Below are 17,319 nucleotides of genomic sequence, written 5' to 3'. Positions count from 1 at the left end.
TATATGCGCGTCAATCTAGAGGGGAAAGGTCAGGCGGTAGATGGCGATGTCACCACAACGGGTGCTGTCTGTATTGCGACGGGGGCCGGCTATCTAGACGAAGGCCGAATGGTGCTCCGTGAAGGCGACCACACCACGCCATGCCCTCTTTGTGGGCAGGCGGGAACTGTCGCCGAAGGTGTGGATCACTTTATTTCAGATGGCCAGCGGGTGGCTATGGATGGTGCGTTGGTTGTCTGTGGCTGTTCGCCGGGCACCAACCGGGTAGTCGCGCCCTTGTATGAGGCTCCGCCCTCCATGCACTCCATTGCAGGGCGTGCCAATACCCACGCTGCCGAGCTGTCACCCACCTTCAACCCCGAGCGCTTCTCCCAACCGGTAATAGGTGCACTGCCTGGTTCGCTGGAGCCTGGCTTCTACGTGGTTCCACGACGCATGTCGTTTCCCCAGATACTGCTTCAACTGGCCGGTCACGATTCCACGTTGCCGGTCTCACGGTTACAGCGGCTCAATCCCACGTATGCGCAAGGGTTCAAAGCTGGGGAAATCTTCGTTATCGGTGATCCTGACAATGGAAATGCCTGCACGCGCGAAGAGGGAGAGCTTATGGCGGCTGCGCAGCATGCGCGGCGTGCGCTGGAGGCACTCGACTACGTCGAAGCGGATTTCATGATGCAGCACCAGGCCGAAATCGCCGGCTTGCTCAGCAACGCCAGTCTGTCCATGGGCGTGGGCAAGGACATGCTGGATCAAGGCTTGAAACAAGTAAGCGATACCTTGACCAGCATCGAGCAATTGCACCAGCGTGAGTTCATGCACCATGGCCATTTGAATAGTCCGGGTTTCTTCGCCGAGCGCAGGCGGTTGTTGCAGCAACTGGATGGCCAGTTGAAAGCGGCGTTGCTTAATAAGCAACTGAATCTGGGGAGCTATGAGCGGCTGAAGAAGAGCTTGAATATCTCTACCAAGAGCCTGGTGCACCATTGGTCGAAAGCGGGCGGACCGGGGCAGATTCCGGGGTATGCGACACATCTTGAGAAGGTGGCGCGGTTAAGTAAGTACCTGCAATACGGAGGGTATGCAGCGATTGGGCTGGGCGGGACCTCGTCTTATCTGAAAGTAAAAGAAGTCTGTCGGGCCGGGGAGACTCGTGCTTGTCGAAAGGTTCGGTTTACTGAAGCGGGAAATTTTGTAGGGGGTCTAACGGGAGGGTTGGTAGGTGCCTCTGGTGGAGGTGCTGCAGCAGCTGCGTTATGCGGTATTTTTGCGGTGGGTACCGGTGGGTTTGGTGCAGTGTGCGGGATTGCGATCGTTGGCGCAGCCTCTTCTGCAGGCGCTATTGGTATTGGCGCCCTCGGAGAGCGGACCGGTGAACTCCTTCATGAGGTGACTGATGATTGACTTTGACAATTGGTCCCCATTGTTGCAGATAGGATTCCTGATTGCGCCTTTCGTCCTAGGCCTTGCGGGGATCGCTATCAATGTGAAAATTGCTTTGTCGAGTGATTTTGATGTCGCCCTTTCAGCGATCACGAGCAACCCCTATCTTGAGCAGATGAAACCCGTATGGGGCGGACGAAACCTAAGGCATCGATGCCTACTGATGAGTACAGTAAGCGCTTTGGTCACATTCCCAAGGTTACATTCACGCCTCGGATGGTTGAACGAAGCGGAGCTTGACAATTTTCCCCCAAAGTTGAGGCGAGATATGGGAGCAGCCCTTTGGTTGATCTTGATTGCCTCACTTTGGGGAGCGGTTGGTTACTTCATCATCAAGCAATGATTGCAACTCAGACCCGTAACTGTGGGTCATTCTTTTTTTGTCCCGTTGTTTTCTTATCGTTAGCTGCTTTTTCTATCGTCTTGTCGTCTTTATTCAACGTCTGCCCCCGCGTCTTGATCAACGAAATCACCACCCCACCCAGCAACAACCCGAATGTCACGCCCAACGACAGCAGCGCCGGCACCTTGCCCACCATGCCGTGGTAGAAAATCTTGCAGCCAATGAAGATCAACACCAGCGCCAGTGCGTACTTGAGGTAAACGAACCGGTGCATCAGCGCCGCCAGCGCGAAATACAGCGAGCGTAAGCCGAGGATGGCGAAGATGTTGGAGGTGTAGACGATGAACGGGTCCTGGGTGATAGCGAAGATCGCCGGCACGCTGTCGACGGCAAATACCAGGTCGGCCAGTTCGATCAGTACCAGCGCCAGAAACAGCGGGGTGGCATAACGCAGCGCCTTGCTGTGCCCGGCCGGGGTGTGGCGTACGAAGAAGTGCGAGCCATGGATCTGGTCGGTAACCCGCATGTGCCGCCGCACGAACTTGAGGATCGGGTTGTTGGCCAGGTCTGGGCGGCTGTCTTCCTTCGACAGTGCCATTTTCACCCCGGTAAACAGCAGGAAGGCACCGAAGATGTACAGGACCCAGGCAAAGTTCTGTACCAGCGCCGCGCCCACGCCGATCATGATGGCCCGCAGGAACACCACGCCCAGGATGCCCCAGAACAGTACGCGGTGCTGGTAGCGGCGGGGGATGGCGAAGTAGCTGAAGATCATCGCCATGACGAACACGTTGTCCATCGACAACGATTGCTCGACCAAAAAACCGGTGTAGAACTCCAGTGCCGACTGCGCGCCCAACTGGTACCAGACCCCCGCGCCGAACAGTACACCGACACTGAAATAGCCTGAATACAACAGCAGGCTCTCGCGCATTTCAATTTCCCGGTCGTGGCGGTGCAGCACGCCCAGGTCGAGCACCAGCAAACCGATGACGATGGCCATGAACACCAGCCACAACCAGGCGCTGGTACCGAGGACAGGTGTTGTGAGGAATGCTTGCAGAGCTGTCATGAGCCCCTCCTTGAATGTCGACGTTGCAAGGCAACAGTGATCCGACATGGCGGCTTGGCAGCCGTCAGAGGGGCCCGGTATCACATGGGCTTGAGCCTAGACCCGTTTGCCCGTGATGCCGAATGGGGAGCTGTTACATTTCTTTGCCAGTGCAGAGCTCAGGTCCGCAATCCTTTGCTCAGCCCTTTCCCTTCTATTAAGTAGCCCCGGTTATAGCCAAAACCAATCGAAAGCATGAGCTTTGCCAATGAGCCTTCAGCGGGATGATTAGTTAGGATTCTATCCATCAACTGATTCCAACCCCATGAAGGAGCGTCTCTCATGCCAATCATCAACAGCCAGGTCAAACCCTTCAACGCCACCGCCTACCACAAAGGCGAGTTCGTTCAGGTCAGCGAAGCCGATCTGAAAGGCAAGTGGTCTGTCGTGTTCTTCTACCCGGCCGACTTCACCTTCGTTTGCCCGACCGAGCTGGGTGACCTTGCTGACAACTACGCCGAGTTCCAGAAGCTGGGCGTGGAAATCTACGGTGTTTCCACTGATACCCACTTCACTCACAAAGCCTGGCACGACACTTCGGACACCATCGGCAAGATCGAATACCCGCTGATCGGTGACCCGACTCACGTCATTTCGCGCAACTTCGACGTGCTGATCGAAGAAGCTGGCCTGGCCGACCGCGGTACCTTCGTGATCAACCCGGAAGGCCAGATCAAGATTGTCGAGCTGAACGACGGTGGCGTAGGCCGTGATGCTGCTGAACTGCTGCGTAAGGTCAAGGCTGCCCAGTACGTTGCCGCTCACCCAGGCGAAGTGTGCCCGGCCAAGTGGAAAGAAGGCGAAGCCACTCTGGCGCCGTCGCTGGACCTCGTAGGCAAGATCTAAGGTCATGCCCATAACGCGGGCGGTAAGCAGCCGCCAAAGCTGAAATACCTACCGCCCCGTCAAGCGCCCGGGCGACCTCGCCTGGGCGTTTTTGTATCCGAGTTTTGAAAAAGGAATCGCCCGTATGTTGGACGCCACGCTTAAATCGCAACTGAAAACCTACCTGGAGCGGGTCACCCAGCCGATCGAGATCGTTGCTTCCCTCGACGACGGCGCGAAGTCCCGCGAATTGCACGACCTGCTGGTGGAGATTGCCGGCCTGTCGAACCTCATTACCTTCAGCGCGGACGGTACCGATGCCCGTCGCCCTTCGTTCTCGCTGAACCGCCCGGGTGCCGATATCAGCCTGCGCTTCGCCGGCATCCCCATGGGTCACGAGTTCACCTCGCTGGTGCTGGCACTGTTGCAGGTCGGTGGCCACCCGTCCAAGGCCAGTGCCGAAGTGATTGAGCAGATCCAGGCCCTGGAAGGTGAATTCAACTTCGAAACCTACTTCTCGCTGTCGTGCCAGAACTGCCCGGACGTGGTCCAGGCTCTGAACCTGATGGCGGTACTCAACCCCAACGTGCGCCATGTTGCCATCGACGGTGCGCTGTTCCAGGACGAAGTGGAATCGCGCAAGATCATGGCGGTACCGAGTATCTACCTCAACGGTGAAGTGTTTGGTCAGGGCCGTATGGGCCTGGAAGAAATCCTTGGCAAGATCGACACAAACGCCGGCGCCCGCCAGGCCGAGAAGATCAACGCCAAGGATGCCTTTGACGTGCTGGTTGTCGGCGGTGGCCCCGCTGGCGCCGCGGCTGCCATCTACGCTGCCCGCAAGGGCATCCGCACCGGTGTTGCCGCCGAGCGCTTCGGCGGCCAGGTGCTGGACACACTGGCCATCGAGAACTTCATCTCGGTGCAGGAAACCGAAGGGCCGAAGCTGGCCACGGCGCTGGAAGAGCACGTCAAACAGTACGACGTCGACATCATGAACCTGCAGCGCGGTGAAGCGCTGATTCCGGCCGCCGAGGGCGGTCTACACGAAGTGCGCCTGGCGGGGGGCGCTTCGCTGAAGGCCAAGACCGTGATCCTGGCCACCGGCGCCCGCTGGCGCGAAATGAACGTGCCGGGTGAGCAGGAGTACCGCGGCCGCGGCGTGGCCTACTGCCCGCACTGTGACGGCCCGCTGTTCAAGGGCAAACGTGTGGCAGTGATTGGCGGCGGCAACTCGGGTGTGGAAGCGGCTATCGACCTGGCTGGTATCGTCGCCCAGGTGACGCTGATCGAGTTCGACAGCCAGTTGCGTGCCGATGCGGTGTTGCAACGCAAGCTGCGCAGCCTGCCGAACGTCAACGTGATCACCAGCGCGCTGACCACCGAGGTGCTGGGCAATGGCGAGAAGGTGACTGGCCTGCGCTACAAGGACCGCACCACGGATGAAGAGCACGAAGTGGCACTGGAAGGCATCTTCGTGCAGATTGGCCTGCTGCCCAACACTGACTGGCTGAAGGGCACCGTCGAGCTGTCGCCGCGTGGCGAAATCATTGTCGACGCCAAGGGCCAGACCAGCATCCCGGGTGTGTTTGCCGCAGGTGACGTGACTACCGTGCCGTACAAGCAGATCGTCATTGCGGTGGGTGAGGGGGCCAAGGCGTCGCTCGCGGCCTTTGACCACCTGATTCGGACTTTGGCACCGGCGTAAGCCTGTACGGCCCTTTCGCGGTTGAGTCCGCTCTCACAGGACTGCGCAGTTGTTGAAACTGTGAAGATCCCCGTAGGAGCGGGTTTACCCGCGAAGAGGCCGGACCTGCTGGCCAGTCTCCACCCGTCGTTCACCGTTGTCGCCGCTACCGTATTCGCGGGTAAACCCGCTCCTACCACACTGATCGGTGGTGGCCACACATCAGGGGTTGGCCACAGGCCGTCGTGTAGGAGCGGATTCACCCGCGAAGAGGCCGGCCCTGCTGGCCAATCTCCACCCGCCGTTCACCGTTGCCGCCGCCACCGTATTCGCGGGTAAACCCGCTCCTACGCAGATTGGTGGTGGACATACCTCGGGGGTTGGACACAGGCCGTCGTGTAGGAGCGGGTTCACCCGCGAAGAGGCCGGCCCTGCTGGCCAATCTCCAACCGCCGTTCACCGTTGCCGCCGCTACCGTATTCGCGGGTAAACCCGCTCCTACGCAGATTGGTGGTGGACACACCTCGGGGGTTGGACACAGGCCGTCGCGTAGGAGCGGGTTCACCCGCGAAGAGGCCGGCCCTGCTGGCCAGTCTCCACCCGTCGTTCACTGTTGCCGCTACCGTATTCGCGGGTAAACCCGCTCCTACGCAGATTGGTGGTGGACACACCTCGGGGGTTGGACACAGGCCGTCGCGTAGGAGCGGGTTTACCCGCGAAGAGGCCGGCCCTGCTGGCCAGTCTCCACCCGTCGTTCACCGTTGCCGCCGCTACCGTATTCGCGGGTAAACCCGCTCCTACGCAGATTGGTGGTGGACACACCTCGGGGGTTGGACGCAGGCCGTCGCGTAGGAGCGGGTTCACCCGCGAAGAGGCCGGCCCTGCTGGCCAGTCTCCACCCGTCGTTCACCGTTGCCGCCGCTACCGTATTCGCGGGTAAACCCGCTCCTACGCAGATTGGTGGTGGACACACATCGGGAGTTGGACACAGGCCGTCGCGTAGGAGCGGGTTCACCCGCGAAGAGGCCGTCCCTGCTGGCCAGTCTCCACCCGTCGTTCACCGTTGCCGTCGCTACCGTATTCGCGGGTAAACCCGCTCCTACGCAGATTGGTGGTGGACACACCTCGGGGGTTGGACGCAGGCCGTCGTGTAGGAGCGGCTTTAGCCGCGAAAGGGCCGGTACAAGCAAAGCATCAACCCGAGGGTGTCTATGCTTACACGTAAACCCCTCAGGAATCACCCGCATGACCCTGATCAGCCGCGAACCCTGGTGGCTAGTCCCCCCAAAGCCCGGGCAGCAAGAGCAGGACCTGCACTGGGGCTACCTGGAAATCTACGCCGACGGTCGCGCTGTGTTTGTCGACCAGCGCCCCACTGACCGGGAACTGGCCGAGCGCAAGAGCTGCCGCAATTTCCCCGACCCCGAGCCGTGACGGCTCAGCCTTCCAGCTCAGCCAGGCGCGCTTCCAGCGCCGCAATGCGGGCTTCGAGGGCTTCGATGCGGTCTTCTGACACACTGCCGCCAGTGGTGCGCGCGCCGCCTTCCTGCTGCCGTGCAGCGAGAATCGCCTCGATTTCCGCCGGGTCGCCCAAGGCATGGGTGTAGCGGTCTTCACGCTGGCCGGCCTGGCGTGGCAGGTGCAAGGCCAGGTCCCGCGAGATCAGGCGCTCCAGCTGATGCTGGATCTGCTCGGTGTCGTCAAAGTCGTGCAGGCGGTTGCTACGAGTCAGCAGTTCGTTGAGGGTTTGCGGGCCCCGCAGGAACATCAGGCCCATCAGCACCAACTGCGCGGGCACCAGCTCCAGTGCCTTGTCTACCCGATGTTCCCAGCGGTCGGCACGGCTGCCCATCTGCAGGCGGGTCATGCCCTGACCTTCGAGGGCGCGCAATGCCTGGCCGACCTGGCCTTGGGTGAGGTTCATCACCGGCTCGCGGCTGGTCTTCTGGTTGCAGGCCAGGACCAGGGCATTGAGGGTCAGCGGGTAGCTTTCCGGGCTGGTGGCCTGCTTTTCGATCAGCGAGCCGAGAACGCGGATCTCGATGCTGTTGAAGCGGCCTTCACCTGCGGTTTCGTGTTCTGACATGGCCCTGTCTCGTGGCTGGGGAAAGGCCACTAGGGTAGGTAATGCCATCGCGTAAGGCAATTGGGGCCGCAAAGCGGCCCCGGCCCTCTTAGCCGTTGCGCTGCTCTTGAGCCTGGCATGCCGCGGCAGTGAACAGCACATCGGTCGAAGAATTCAGCGCCGTTTCGGCCGAGTCCTGCAGCACGCCGATGATGAAGCCCACCGCAACCACCTGCATGGCAATTTCGCTTGGGATGCCAAACAGGCTGCACGCCAGCGGAATCAGCAGCAGCGAACCCCCGGCCACGCCCGAGGCGCCGCAGGCGCACACTGCTGCCACCACGCTGAGAAGCACGGCAGTCGGCAGGTCCACCTGGATACCCAGGGTATGCACTGCGGCCAGGGTCAGCACGGTAATGGTGATCGCCGCACCGGCCATGTTGATGGTCGCGCCCAGTGGGATCGACACCGAGTAGGTGTCTTCATGCAGGCCAAGGCGTTCCGACAACGCCAGGTTCACCGGGATGTTTGCGGCCGAGCTGCGGGTGAAGAACGCGGTAATACCGCTTTCACGCAGGCACAGCAGCGTCAGCGGGTAGGGGTTGCGGCGGATCTTCCAGAACACGATCAGTGGGTTCATCACCAACGCCACGAACAGCATGCAGCCGATCAGTACCGCCAACAGGTGCAGGTAGCCGAGCAGCGCGTCCAGGCCCGACTGGGCCAGGGTGGAACTGACCAGGCCAAAGATGCCCAGCGGGGCGAAGCGGATGACCACGCGCACGATCAGGGTTACACCCGTGGACAGGTCTTCGACCACGGTACGGGTGGTTTCGCCGGCGTGGCGCAGGGCCACACCCAAGCCGATGGCCCACGTCAGCACGCCGATGAAGTTGGCATTGAGCAGGGCATTGACCGGGTTGTCTACCGCACTCAGCAGCAGGTTCTGCAGCACCTCGGTGATGCCGCCTGGCGCGCTCAGCGTGGCTTCGCTGGTGCTTAGTGCCAGGTGCGACGGGAACAGCATGCTGGCAACCACGGCCACCACTGCTGCGGCAAAGGTGCCCAGCAGGTACAGCCAGAGGATCGGGCGAATGTGGGTTTCCTGGCCGTGACGATGGTTGGCGACCGAAGCCATGACCAGGATGAACACCAGCACGGGCGCAACCGCCTTCAGGGCGCTGACAAACACCTTGCCAAGAAAGGCCAGGTCGCGGGCGATGGCAGGTGCCAGCAGGGCGAGGGCGATGCCGGCGAGCAGGCCAATGACGATCTGAGTCACCAGGCTGGTGCGGTTGAGGATGCGGAGGAAAGGGGTCATGTGCAGCGGTATCTCGGAATCTGGAAAGGGCGGACTTTACCATAGAGCACCTATGGCGCATGTCGGGCCGTGTTCTTTGTCAATCAGGCTTTTGCGGCTACCAGTGAAACAACTCCCGCCGGGCCCCCTCGGTAATCGCCACGATCCCTGGGTGCTTGACCTTGCGCTCCACCGAAATGGCATAGAACGATTCGTGCACGGCCTCGGTCTGCCCGATCAGTTGCACGCCATACTGACGGCACACCTCCTCGGCGATTACGCTGGGCGCTACGAAAATGCCGCTGCCCGACTGTCCGAACGCTTGCATCAAGGCACTGTCATCGAACTCCCCCACGATCCGTGGCTGCACCTGCTGCTCGCCCAGCCACCGCAGCAAGCGGCTGCTTACCACGGTCTCCTGGCCGGGAACCAGCAGCGGAGCATCCTGCAGGCAAGCTGGAAAAGGACCTTCAAGCCGTTGTGCCAGCGCCGGGGTGGCGAAGAAGCTCAGCCCGCACTCGCCCAGCTTTTGGCTGTAGCACTTGATGTCCAGGTGGTTAGGCATGGGGCTGTCGGAAATCACCAGGTCCAGGCGCTGAATAGCCAGGTCTGCCAGTAACCGCTCAAGTTTGTCTTCGCGGCAGTTGATGCGCAGCACCTCCTCCAGGTCCATGGTCGGTGCCAGCAGGCGGTAGACAATGGATTTGGGCACCACGTCAGCCACCCCCACACGAAACAGGATCTGCTCCTGAGGGCCGGCGCGCAGCATGGCTTCAAGCTCGCTGCCGATCTGAAACATCTGTTCTGCATACACCAGGGCCTGGCGGCCGGTTTCTGTCAGTTCCAGCTGCCGGCCGGCGCGCTGGAACAGCTCCAGGCCGTAGGTTTGCTCGAACAGGGTGATCTGCCCGCTAATGGTTTGTGGGGTGAGGTTCAGCTGTTGGCTGGCGCGGGTGATGCTGCCCGTCTTGGCCACGGCCCAGAAGTAATGCAACTGGCGATAGTTAAGCACCGTCGGTCGTTCCGATTCGTAAAAACCGAAGTATATGCCATGAAAATACGAATTTTCCTGAACTATTGCCGTCTCTAGAATGCACGGCTATCAGGCGCCATGCGCCGCCGGGTTATTTCAAGCGAGGACACCATGCTGCAACTCAAATCCATAGGCACCCCGTTGGTGCTGGCTTTGGCCCTGTTCACCCTGGCAGGCTGCGACCAGGCCGAGAAATCCGCCCAGCAGATGCTCGACCAGGCCGCGCAGTCGGCCAAGCAGGCCATCGACGACACCAACAAGGCTGCCCAGCAGGCGCTGAGCGAAGCCATCGGCGGCGAAGGGCAGAAGCCCAAGGATGCCGAGAAGAAAGAAGAAACCCAGGAAATCTGACCCCAACCGCTGCTGCAGGATTTGAACAATGGAATATTTGCTGGAACTCGCCGCTAGCCCAACCGCCTGGGTTGCCCTGGCTACGCTGGTGGCCATGGAAGTTGTACTGGGCATCGACAACCTGATCTTCATCTCGATCCTGACCAACAAACTGCCGGTGGAGTACCGCTCCAAGGCGCGGCGTATCGGTATCAGCATGGCCTTGGTCATGCGGCTGGCCTTGCTCAGCACCGTGGCCTGGATCGTCCAGTTGACCGACCCGGTGTTCGAAGTGTTCGGCAACGCCTTCTCGTGGAAGGATGTGATTCTGATTGCCGGTGGTTTGTTCTTGCTGTGGAAGGCGACCAAGGAAATTCACGAAAACGTCGACCCGCATGGCGCCAAGGAGGAAGCCAAAGTCTCCTCCACGGTGACCCTGGGCTTTGCTGCGGCGATCTTCCAGATCCTGCTGCTGGACATCGTCTTCTCGGTCGACAGCATCATCACCGCCGTGGGCATGACCGAGCACCTGCCCATCATGATTATCGCCGTTATCACGGCTGTGATCGTGATGATGGTGGCCGCCGACCCGCTGGCCAACTTCATCAACGACAACCCGACCGTGGTCATGCTTGCGCTGGGCTTCCTCATCATGATCGGCATGACGCTGATCGCCGAAGGCTTTGGCGCCCATGTACCCAAGGGCTATGTGTATGCGGCCATGGCGTTCTCGACGGCTATCGAGGTCCTCAACATCCTGGCCCGCCGAGCGCGTCTGAAGCGTGAGGCGGCTGAAGGTTGATGTAAAAAAGGGGCGCTTCGCGTCCCTTTCGCGGACAAGCCCGCTTCCACAGGTACCTCGCGTGGCACTGACATTGCGAATACCTGTGCAGCGGGCTTGTCAGTCAGTGGGCTTCGGGAAATCCTGAGGTTAGCTCACCCCGGCATGCCGCCGCGCCCGCCTTACTGGCTGTGGCTTGGCGGGTGCCTGCGGTGGCAGGTGGTGTACATGACGCCGCACGATACGCAGTACACCCCACAGCATGGCGGCTGCGACGCTCAGCCACATGCCTACCAGCATGAGAATTGCCATGGTCAGGCTCATCTGTGCCTCCATCTTTGCGGCAAGCGCTTGATTGGGCCGCGTTTACCTTCCAGACACTGCTTTAGTCTAGCCCTTCGTCTGTGACGTTCCATCGAACAATGGTCTATCTCTAGGGCCGATTCGCTCCAAGGCGCTGTCGGACTATACCCGCGCCGCTGTCGGACCTATGATCGGTGGCCAGAGCCGGGCGCTGCCTGCCTGGCGTTGGAACAAGCGAGTGTCCATGGAGCAACATTCCTTCAAGGCTGCCCCCCGGCGGCTACTGGCTGCCTGCCTGCTGGCTGCCACCCTGGCCGGCTGCGCCAGCGCACCGCCCGGCAACCTCAAGGGCCTGCCGCAGCGAGTCGAGATCAGCAGCGTGCCGTTCTACCGTGGCAACGCCAACCACAGCGGGGCCATGGCGCTGGCGGCAGTGCTGTCGCAGCAGGGGGCGCCTATTACGCCGGGCTTGCTGGATAAGCCGCTCAACCTGCCTCAGGGCGCCGAAACGCTGGATACCGCTATTCCCCGTGTGGCGCGGGACTACGGTAGGGTGGTGTACCCGCTGGACAAGCAACTGGACGCGCTGCTGACCCAGGTGGCAGCGGGCAACCCGGTGCTGCTGCGTTACGAGGACGGTTCGGCCTGGTGGAGCGAGCCGCGCTATGCGGTGTTGATGGGCTATGACCGTTACAAGCAGCGGGTGCTGCTGCGCTCGGGCATGCACCGGCGGCAGGTGATGGCATTCGATGAATTTGCATCGGCATGGGAGAAGCAGGGGAGTTGGGCGGTGCTGGTGCAGCCACCTCGGCAACTGCCGGCCCAGGTTGATCGCCAGCGGTGGTTGCATGCTGCGGATGAATTGGCCAAGGCCGGGCAAGAGATTGCGGCGAAGCAGGCGGTCAATAGCCTGAACGAATAGCGTTGCCTGTGCCGGCTTCTTCGCCGGCAAGCCCGCGCCCACAGGATTTGTGCTTATTGCACAGTCCGTGTGGGCGCAGGTTTGCCGGCGAAGAGGCCAGGCCTGCCTGAATCAGAAGCCCAGGCGATCGCGCAGGCTGTAGTACCAGGCACCGATGGCGCTGAAGGGTACGCGCAGCATCTGGCCACCCGGGAACGGGTAGTGCGGCAGGCCGGCAAAGGCGTCGAAACGCTCTGCCTGGCCGCGCAGGGCCTCGGCCAGCACCTTGCCCGCCAGGTGGGTATAGGTCACGCCGTGGCCCGAGCAACCCTGCGAGTAGTAGATGTTGTCGCCAATCCGGCCAACCTGTGGCAGGCGCGACAAGGTCAGCAGGAAGTTACCGGTCCAGGCGTAGTCGATCTTCACGTTCTTCAGCTGCGGGAAGGCCTTGAGCATTTTCGGGCGGATGATCGCCTCGATGTTGGCCGGGTCACGCGCGCCGTACACCACGCCGCCACCGAAAATCAGGCGCTTGTCGCTGGTCAGGCGGTAGTAGTCGAGCAGGTAGTTGCAGTCCTCGACGCAGTAGTCCTGCGGCAGCAGAGTGCGTGCCAGTTCTTCGCCCAGTGGCTCGGTGGTGATCACCTGTGTGCCGCATGGCATGGACTTGGCGGCCAGCTCGGGTACCAGGTTGCCCAGGTAGGCGTTGCCGGCAACGATGATGAACTTGGCGCGGACCTTGCCCTGCGGGGTATGCACGACCGGGTTGGCACCGCGTTCGATGCGCACGGCCGGGGTTTGCTCATAGATGATGCCACCCAGCGACTCGACCGCGGCAGCTTCACCCAAGGCCAGGTTCAGCGGGTGGATGTGGCCGCCGCTCATGTCGAGCATGCCGCCGATGTAGCTGTCGCAGGCAACCACTTCGCGGATGCGCTTCTGGTCCATCAGCTCCAGCTGATTATGGCCAAAGCGTTCCCACAGGCGCTTTTGCGATTCCAGGTGGCCCATCTGCTTGCTGGTAAGGGCGGCGAATACGCCACCATCTTTCAGGTCGCACTGAATGTTGTACTTGGCCACGCGTTCACGAATGATGCGCCCGCCCTCGAAGGCCATGTGGCCCAGCAGTTGCGCCTGCTTGGGGCCGACGGTGCGTTCGATGACATCAATGTCGCGGCTGTAGCTGTTGACGATCTGGCCGCCGTTGCGGCCCGATGCGCCGAAGCCGACCTTGGCCGCTTCGACGATGCTCACCTTGAAGCCGTTCTCCAGAAGGAACAGGGCGCTGGACAGGCCGGTGTAGCCGGCACCGATGATGCACACATCGGTTTCCACCTCACCCTGCAGCGCCGGACGTGGCGGCACCGGGTTGGCCGAGGCGGCGTAGTAGGACTGGGGGTAGGGGGTGTTAGCCATGCTGCAGGAACCTCGTGTTTTATATTTTTAACGAATGTACCGATGCTATCAATAATAATAAACACCCGCTAGTCGTCTGGTGAAAATCCTTTACGGGTCCCCCCTTAGCCAGCCTCTCTATAAAGAGTTTAAGATTCAGTAGGTTAGCGCGAAAAAAAGTGTTGACAGGGTTTTTGTAATGCGTAGAATGCGCACCACACGACAGGCACATAGCTCAGTTGGTTAGAGCACCACCTTGACATGGTGGGGGTCGTTGGTTCGAGTCCAATTGTGCCTACCAAATCGAAAAAGGGGTGATCCGAAAGGGTCACCCCTTTTTTCATTGTCCATTGCGCGTGTGCCGGAAAACCGCGGTCTGGACGCGAAGCGCCTGCATTCGAAAGTTTTTGATTTTTCTCAAAAAAAAGCTTTACAGGTACGCATCGGGCCACTAATATGCGCACCACACGACAGGCACATAGCTCAGTTGGTTAGAGCACCACCTTGACATGGTGGGGGTCGTTGGTTCGAGTCCAATTGTGCCTACCAAATCGAAAAAGGGCGATCAGAAATGATCGCCCTTTTTGCATTTGCGCCCGAAGCAGCGTGTAACGTTTGGTCGCGGTTCGGGCATACCCCGGCGTGCTAGAATCCGCCCCTTCGAATCTGGAGGTACACGCGTGCGCAAACTGGCTGTGGTAATGGCAGTGCTCGCCCTGGCGGGCTGTGAGAACGAGGTCGAAGGCGTGCACAAGCAGGTGGCCGAACACCTGCACAACCCCAAGACCGCCAAGTTCGGCAACGTGCGGATCGACACCCAGGGCACCATCTGCGGTCAGGTCCGCGGCAAGGACGATGCCGGGCAGTACGAAGCCTACCGCAGCTACGTGGCGATCAAGCGCGATGGCCAATACGACATCATCGTCGACGATACCGGCAACAACCTGCGTATCCGTGAGCTCTGCGGTGGAGCCGACCTGCAGCGCCGTGCCGAGGCGCTGGCAGACCAGCCGGCGCCACAGGGTTGGGACGTGGAAGTGGTGCAGGGCGCCAACATGGGCGCGCTCAGTGACATGACGGCGCGCCTGATCGAAAAGGGTATCCCGTCTTCGGTGGAGTACCGTGACGGCAAGCCGGTGGTGCTGCTGGGGCCGTTCCCCACCCGCGAAGAAGCGCAGGCGCGCAGGGATGAAGTGATGGCCAAGCTAGGTACCGATTCGGTGGTCATCCAGCACGGCGCAGCACGCTAAGCCAGTAAAAGTGGCGCCGCAGTCAAGGCTTGTGTCAGGCGCTGTTCACACAAGTTTGGCTATGCTTGGGGTGGTAGCTGCCAAACGGGGAGGGCCTCATGTCTACACTGGAGCGGGCCATTGCCGTGGCCGCCAGGGCGCATGAAGGGCAATACGATAAGGGTGGGGCGGCTTATATCCTCCACCCGTTGCGCGTGATGATGCGGGTTTCCACACCTGAACAGCGGATTGTGGCGGTGCTTCACGATGTGATCGAGGACACCTCGCTGACCCTGTCCGACCTGGCGCGTGAGGGCTTCGCGCTGAAAATCCTGGCTGCGTTGCTGGCGCTTAGCCGCCGCGAGGGCGAGCCTTACCAGGATTTCGTGATGCGCCTGGGCGACGACCCGCTGGCGCGCACCGTCAAGCTGGCCGATCTGGCCGACAACAGTGATCTCTCGCGCATCCCCTGTCCGGGCCCCGCCGACCTGGCGCGGCTGGCCCGTTACCGGGAAGCCAGCGCCTACTTACAAACGCTGGCCTGAGGATCAACCGCACGCCTTGAGGTTGACCGGCCCCACGAACGCGTTTCCCCGCCCCATCACGCAGGCGACCTGTTGGTTGCGTTGCCGCTCCCAGGCTTGCGGCGGGTAGGTCTTGTTCCAGGCCTCGAAAAGCTGGCGGTCCTGTTTGGACAGGCGCAGGTTGTACTGCTTGCTCATGTAGAAGTAGGTGCGGGCGATCATGCCGCGGATCGACGGGCGCGGCATCACCTTCCTCGCCTTGAAGTCGACCTGGGTCAGGCAGCGGCCATACTGGCCGCGTTGTTCTGGTAGCCAGCCGAAACTGAAGTTGCTGCGGTCGCCGTTGACCTCACCGATGCTTGGCACCAGGTTGTGCAGGTCGGCTTCGGCGCGTTGGTACACTTCGTCATGCTGCGAGCACTGCTTGCGCCCGCCACTCTGCCAGCATTGGCGCTGATGGCCGATCTGCCAGGCGGGTACGATGTGCTCCCACTCGATGCGTGACGCGCGCTGGGCATTCTTGCGCGGGGCATAGCCGCAGGAGGCCAGGTCGACCTTGTTGCCCTTGTATTTACAGCCGCAATAGAACTCGGTCGATTGTGGCGCGTAGAGCTTCCAGGCGACCTTCTTGGCCTCCTGGAAGGTACGCGGAGCGTCGGCTTGAACAAACGGAGCGGTCAGTAACAGGCAGGCTGCTGCGAAAAGCGAAACTCTCATGCGCAGTCAATCTTCCTTCGGTACCGTCCAGAAAATCTGCACACCGCCATCGTCGCGATGGGCGAGGGTGACGTTGTCGTTTTCTGCGATCTCCTGAAGCAGGGTCTCCCAGTCATCCGGGCTTTCCTGTTCCAGGCGGAAGATCAGCGCCGCACGGCTGCGCTGGGCGGTGGGGCTGTTGATGATCTTCTGGATGCGTACACCCAGCTGTTCATAGCTGCTCGGAGTGGCGGAGGCGGTGCTGGACACAGGAGTTTCCTTGTTTTGCTGTATGTGCATACAGTATTTCACTGTAATTAAATTCGCAACAGCTTGTCAGGGGAAATCCAGCGTTGGTCTGTAAGCCATGACACTGTTCTGAAATGTAAACGATGTTCGGGTTAGAGGCAGTGCAAAGCAAAACCTGAAGTGAGACAGGCGGCGACTGAGGCTGCCTGCCTTCTTTATAGCTTCAGCAGGCTGTTGCGCTGGTAACTTTCTTCGCGGCCGTACGGATGTGGGTGCCGTACAGCGTCAGGCCTGTGAAGGCCAGGCCGCCCACCAGGTTGCCCAGTACGGTGGGGATTTCGTTCCACACCAGGTAGTCCATGAGCGAGAAGTCGCCGCCCATGATCATTGCGGATGGGAACAGGAACATGTTCACGACCGAGTGCTCGAAACCCATGAAGAAAAACAGCATGATCGGCATCCACATGGCGATCACCTTGCCGCTCACAGAGGTGGAGATCATCGCGCCGACCACGCCCATCGACACCATCCAGTTGCACAGCACGCCACGCAGGAAGATCGTCAACCAGCCTGCCAGCCCGTATTGCTCGTAACCCAGGGTGCGGGCCTCACCGATGCTGGCAATTTTCTCTCCCACGGCACCGGGGGAAGCATGGAAACCATAGGTAAAGACGAAGGCCATCATGCAGGCGACCGTAAGGGCGCCGGCGAAGTTGCCGACGAACACCAGGCCCCAGTTGCGCAGAATTCCCCTAACGGTGACCCCGGGGCGTTTGTCCAGTAATGCCAGCGGGGTGAGCATGAAGACCCCGGTGAGCAGGTCGAAGCCCATAAGGTAGAGCATTGAAAAACCAACCGGAAACAGTACTGCGCCTATCAGGGCTGAGCCTGTCTGCACTGCGATGGTCACTGCGAATACGGCCGCCAGGGCCAGAATTGCCCCGGCCATATAGCTGCGGATCAGCGTGTCGCGAGTGGACATGTGGACCTTTGATGCGCCGGCATCGAGCATCTTGGTGACAAAATCGGTGGGTAGCAGATAAGACATGGCGGTTCCCTCAACTGCGGGTAATAGGCGGCACCCCCGGAGGGATGCCGAGGGTTGGA

19 protein-coding genes and 2 tRNA genes are annotated in these 17,319 nt (G+C 60.7%); 12 read left to right on the top strand and 9 right to left on the bottom strand.

Annotation, left to right across the window (positions count from 1 at the left end; all coding sequences use genetic code 11):
* The first annotated feature begins 3 nt into the window (after positions 1 to 3).
* A complete protein-coding gene (locus AC3RCM_RS17605) occupies positions 4 to 1,401 on the top strand; it encodes a PAAR domain-containing protein (protein ID WP_064492458.1) in 1,398 nt (465 codons plus the stop codon).
* On the top strand, positions 1,394 to 1,783 hold the full coding sequence (locus tag AC3RCM_RS17600; RefSeq protein ID WP_064492459.1) for a hypothetical protein: 390 nt from the start codon (positions 1,394 to 1,396) through the stop codon (positions 1,781 to 1,783). The genes AC3RCM_RS17605 and AC3RCM_RS17600 overlap by 8 nt, the downstream gene beginning before the upstream one ends.
* Positions 1,784 to 1,790: 7 nt before the next feature.
* On the opposite strand, the gene AC3RCM_RS17595 is transcribed toward AC3RCM_RS17600, so the two are convergent.
* Complete coding sequence (locus AC3RCM_RS17595; RefSeq protein WP_064492460.1) at positions 1,791 to 2,855, bottom strand: TerC family protein; 1,065 nt, start codon at positions 2,853 to 2,855, stop codon at positions 1,791 to 1,793.
* 321 nt (positions 2,856 to 3,176) lie between these two features.
* Between AC3RCM_RS17595 and ahpC the strand changes: the two genes are divergently transcribed.
* From ahpC to AC3RCM_RS17580, 3 genes are all read left to right on the top strand, one after another.
* A complete protein-coding gene (gene ahpC / locus AC3RCM_RS17590; protein WP_003250537.1) occupies positions 3,177 to 3,740 on the top strand; it encodes an alkyl hydroperoxide reductase subunit C in 564 nt (187 codons plus the stop codon).
* Positions 3,741 to 3,864: 124 nt separating this feature from the next.
* The gene (ahpF, locus tag AC3RCM_RS17585; RefSeq protein ID WP_409322514.1) at positions 3,865 to 5,427 is read left to right on the top strand and encodes an alkyl hydroperoxide reductase subunit F; all 1,563 of its coding nucleotides are present in this window, start codon (positions 3,865 to 3,867) and stop codon (positions 5,425 to 5,427) included.
* A 1,224-nt stretch (positions 5,428 to 6,651) separates the two neighbouring features.
* Complete coding sequence (locus AC3RCM_RS17580; RefSeq protein ID WP_003250541.1) at positions 6,652 to 6,840, top strand: hypothetical protein; 189 nt, start codon at positions 6,652 to 6,654, stop codon at positions 6,838 to 6,840.
* Between the two features lie 4 nt (positions 6,841 to 6,844).
* Here AC3RCM_RS17580 and AC3RCM_RS17575 read toward each other — a convergent pair whose 3' ends face one another.
* The 3 genes from AC3RCM_RS17575 to nhaR all read right to left on the bottom strand — a co-directional run bounded on the left by AC3RCM_RS17575 (position 6,845) and on the right by nhaR (position 9,783).
* Positions 6,845 to 7,492 carry a YceH family protein gene (locus tag AC3RCM_RS17575; RefSeq protein ID WP_104887383.1) on the bottom strand — a complete coding sequence of 216 codons (648 nt, stop codon included), beginning with the start codon at positions 7,490 to 7,492 and terminating at the stop codon, positions 6,845 to 6,847.
* Between the two features lie 88 nt (positions 7,493 to 7,580).
* A complete protein-coding gene (gene sstT, locus AC3RCM_RS17570) occupies positions 7,581 to 8,792 on the bottom strand; it encodes a serine/threonine transporter SstT (RefSeq protein WP_064491376.1) in 1,212 nt (403 codons plus the stop codon).
* Positions 8,793 to 8,889: 97 nt separating this feature from the next.
* A complete protein-coding gene (nhaR, locus tag AC3RCM_RS17565; RefSeq protein ID WP_004573709.1) occupies positions 8,890 to 9,783 on the bottom strand; it encodes a transcriptional activator NhaR in 894 nt (297 codons plus the stop codon).
* A 132-nt stretch (positions 9,784 to 9,915) separates the two neighbouring features.
* Here nhaR and AC3RCM_RS17560 point away from each other — a divergent pair, with 132 nt between their 5' ends.
* Both AC3RCM_RS17560 and AC3RCM_RS17555 read left to right on the top strand, forming a co-directional pair.
* Positions 9,916 to 10,155, top strand: a complete 240-nt coding sequence (locus tag AC3RCM_RS17560; RefSeq protein WP_003250549.1) for a hypothetical protein — start codon at positions 9,916 to 9,918, stop codon at positions 10,153 to 10,155.
* 28 nt (positions 10,156 to 10,183) lie between these two features.
* Positions 10,184 to 10,936 (top strand): TerC family protein, encoded by a 753-nt coding sequence (locus AC3RCM_RS17555; RefSeq protein WP_003250551.1) that lies wholly within the window; start codon positions 10,184 to 10,186, stop codon positions 10,934 to 10,936.
* Between the two features lie 129 nt (positions 10,937 to 11,065).
* Here the strand turns inward: AC3RCM_RS17555 and AC3RCM_RS17550 are convergent, their stop codons facing one another.
* A complete protein-coding gene (locus tag AC3RCM_RS17550) occupies positions 11,066 to 11,239 on the bottom strand; it encodes a hypothetical protein (RefSeq protein WP_196766183.1) in 174 nt (57 codons plus the stop codon).
* 166 nt (positions 11,240 to 11,405) lie between these two features.
* Here AC3RCM_RS17550 and AC3RCM_RS17545 point away from each other — a divergent pair, with 166 nt between their 5' ends.
* The gene (locus AC3RCM_RS17545) at positions 11,406 to 12,140 is read left to right on the top strand and encodes a peptidase C39 family protein (RefSeq protein WP_003250555.1); all 735 of its coding nucleotides are present in this window, start codon (positions 11,406 to 11,408) and stop codon (positions 12,138 to 12,140) included.
* Positions 12,141 to 12,251: 111 nt separating this feature from the next.
* On the opposite strand, the gene AC3RCM_RS17540 is transcribed toward AC3RCM_RS17545, so the two are convergent.
* Positions 12,252 to 13,535 (bottom strand): NAD(P)/FAD-dependent oxidoreductase, encoded by a 1,284-nt coding sequence (locus AC3RCM_RS17540; protein WP_003250557.1) that lies wholly within the window; start codon positions 13,533 to 13,535, stop codon positions 12,252 to 12,254.
* Between the two features lie 203 nt (positions 13,536 to 13,738).
* On the opposite strand from AC3RCM_RS17540, the gene AC3RCM_RS17535 reads away from it, so the two are divergent.
* From AC3RCM_RS17535 to AC3RCM_RS17520, 4 genes are all read left to right on the top strand, one after another.
* Positions 13,739 to 13,815: transfer RNA gene (locus AC3RCM_RS17535), tRNA-Val, on the top strand.
* Between the two features lie 171 nt (positions 13,816 to 13,986).
* Positions 13,987 to 14,063: transfer RNA gene (locus tag AC3RCM_RS17530), tRNA-Val, on the top strand.
* A 131-nt stretch (positions 14,064 to 14,194) separates the two neighbouring features.
* The gene (locus tag AC3RCM_RS17525) at positions 14,195 to 14,764 is read left to right on the top strand and encodes an SPOR domain-containing protein (RefSeq protein WP_014591568.1); all 570 of its coding nucleotides are present in this window, start codon (positions 14,195 to 14,197) and stop codon (positions 14,762 to 14,764) included.
* A gap of 98 nt (positions 14,765 to 14,862) precedes the next feature.
* The gene (locus AC3RCM_RS17520) at positions 14,863 to 15,288 is read left to right on the top strand and encodes a hypothetical protein (protein WP_064491377.1); all 426 of its coding nucleotides are present in this window, start codon (positions 14,863 to 14,865) and stop codon (positions 15,286 to 15,288) included.
* Between the two features lie 3 nt (positions 15,289 to 15,291).
* Here AC3RCM_RS17520 and AC3RCM_RS17515 read toward each other — a convergent pair whose 3' ends face one another.
* The 3 genes from AC3RCM_RS17515 to AC3RCM_RS17505 all read right to left on the bottom strand — a co-directional run bounded on the left by AC3RCM_RS17515 (position 15,292) and on the right by AC3RCM_RS17505 (position 17,260).
* Complete coding sequence (locus AC3RCM_RS17515; RefSeq protein ID WP_064491378.1) at positions 15,292 to 15,984, bottom strand: endonuclease; 693 nt, start codon at positions 15,982 to 15,984, stop codon at positions 15,292 to 15,294.
* A gap of 6 nt (positions 15,985 to 15,990) precedes the next feature.
* Complete coding sequence (locus tag AC3RCM_RS17510) at positions 15,991 to 16,233, bottom strand: DUF1654 domain-containing protein (protein ID WP_004574330.1); 243 nt, start codon at positions 16,231 to 16,233, stop codon at positions 15,991 to 15,993.
* Between the two features lie 202 nt (positions 16,234 to 16,435).
* The gene (locus AC3RCM_RS17505) at positions 16,436 to 17,260 is read right to left on the bottom strand and encodes a formate/nitrite transporter family protein (protein WP_064491379.1); all 825 of its coding nucleotides are present in this window, start codon (positions 17,258 to 17,260) and stop codon (positions 16,436 to 16,438) included.
* Positions 17,261 to 17,319: the final 59 nt, after the last annotated feature.

The sequence above is a fragment of the Pseudomonas sp. GW823-FHT05G12 genome, assembly GCF_058795575.1.
The sequence above is the reverse complement of the archived record's forward strand: the minus strand, read 5'-3'. Positions and strand labels throughout refer to the sequence as shown.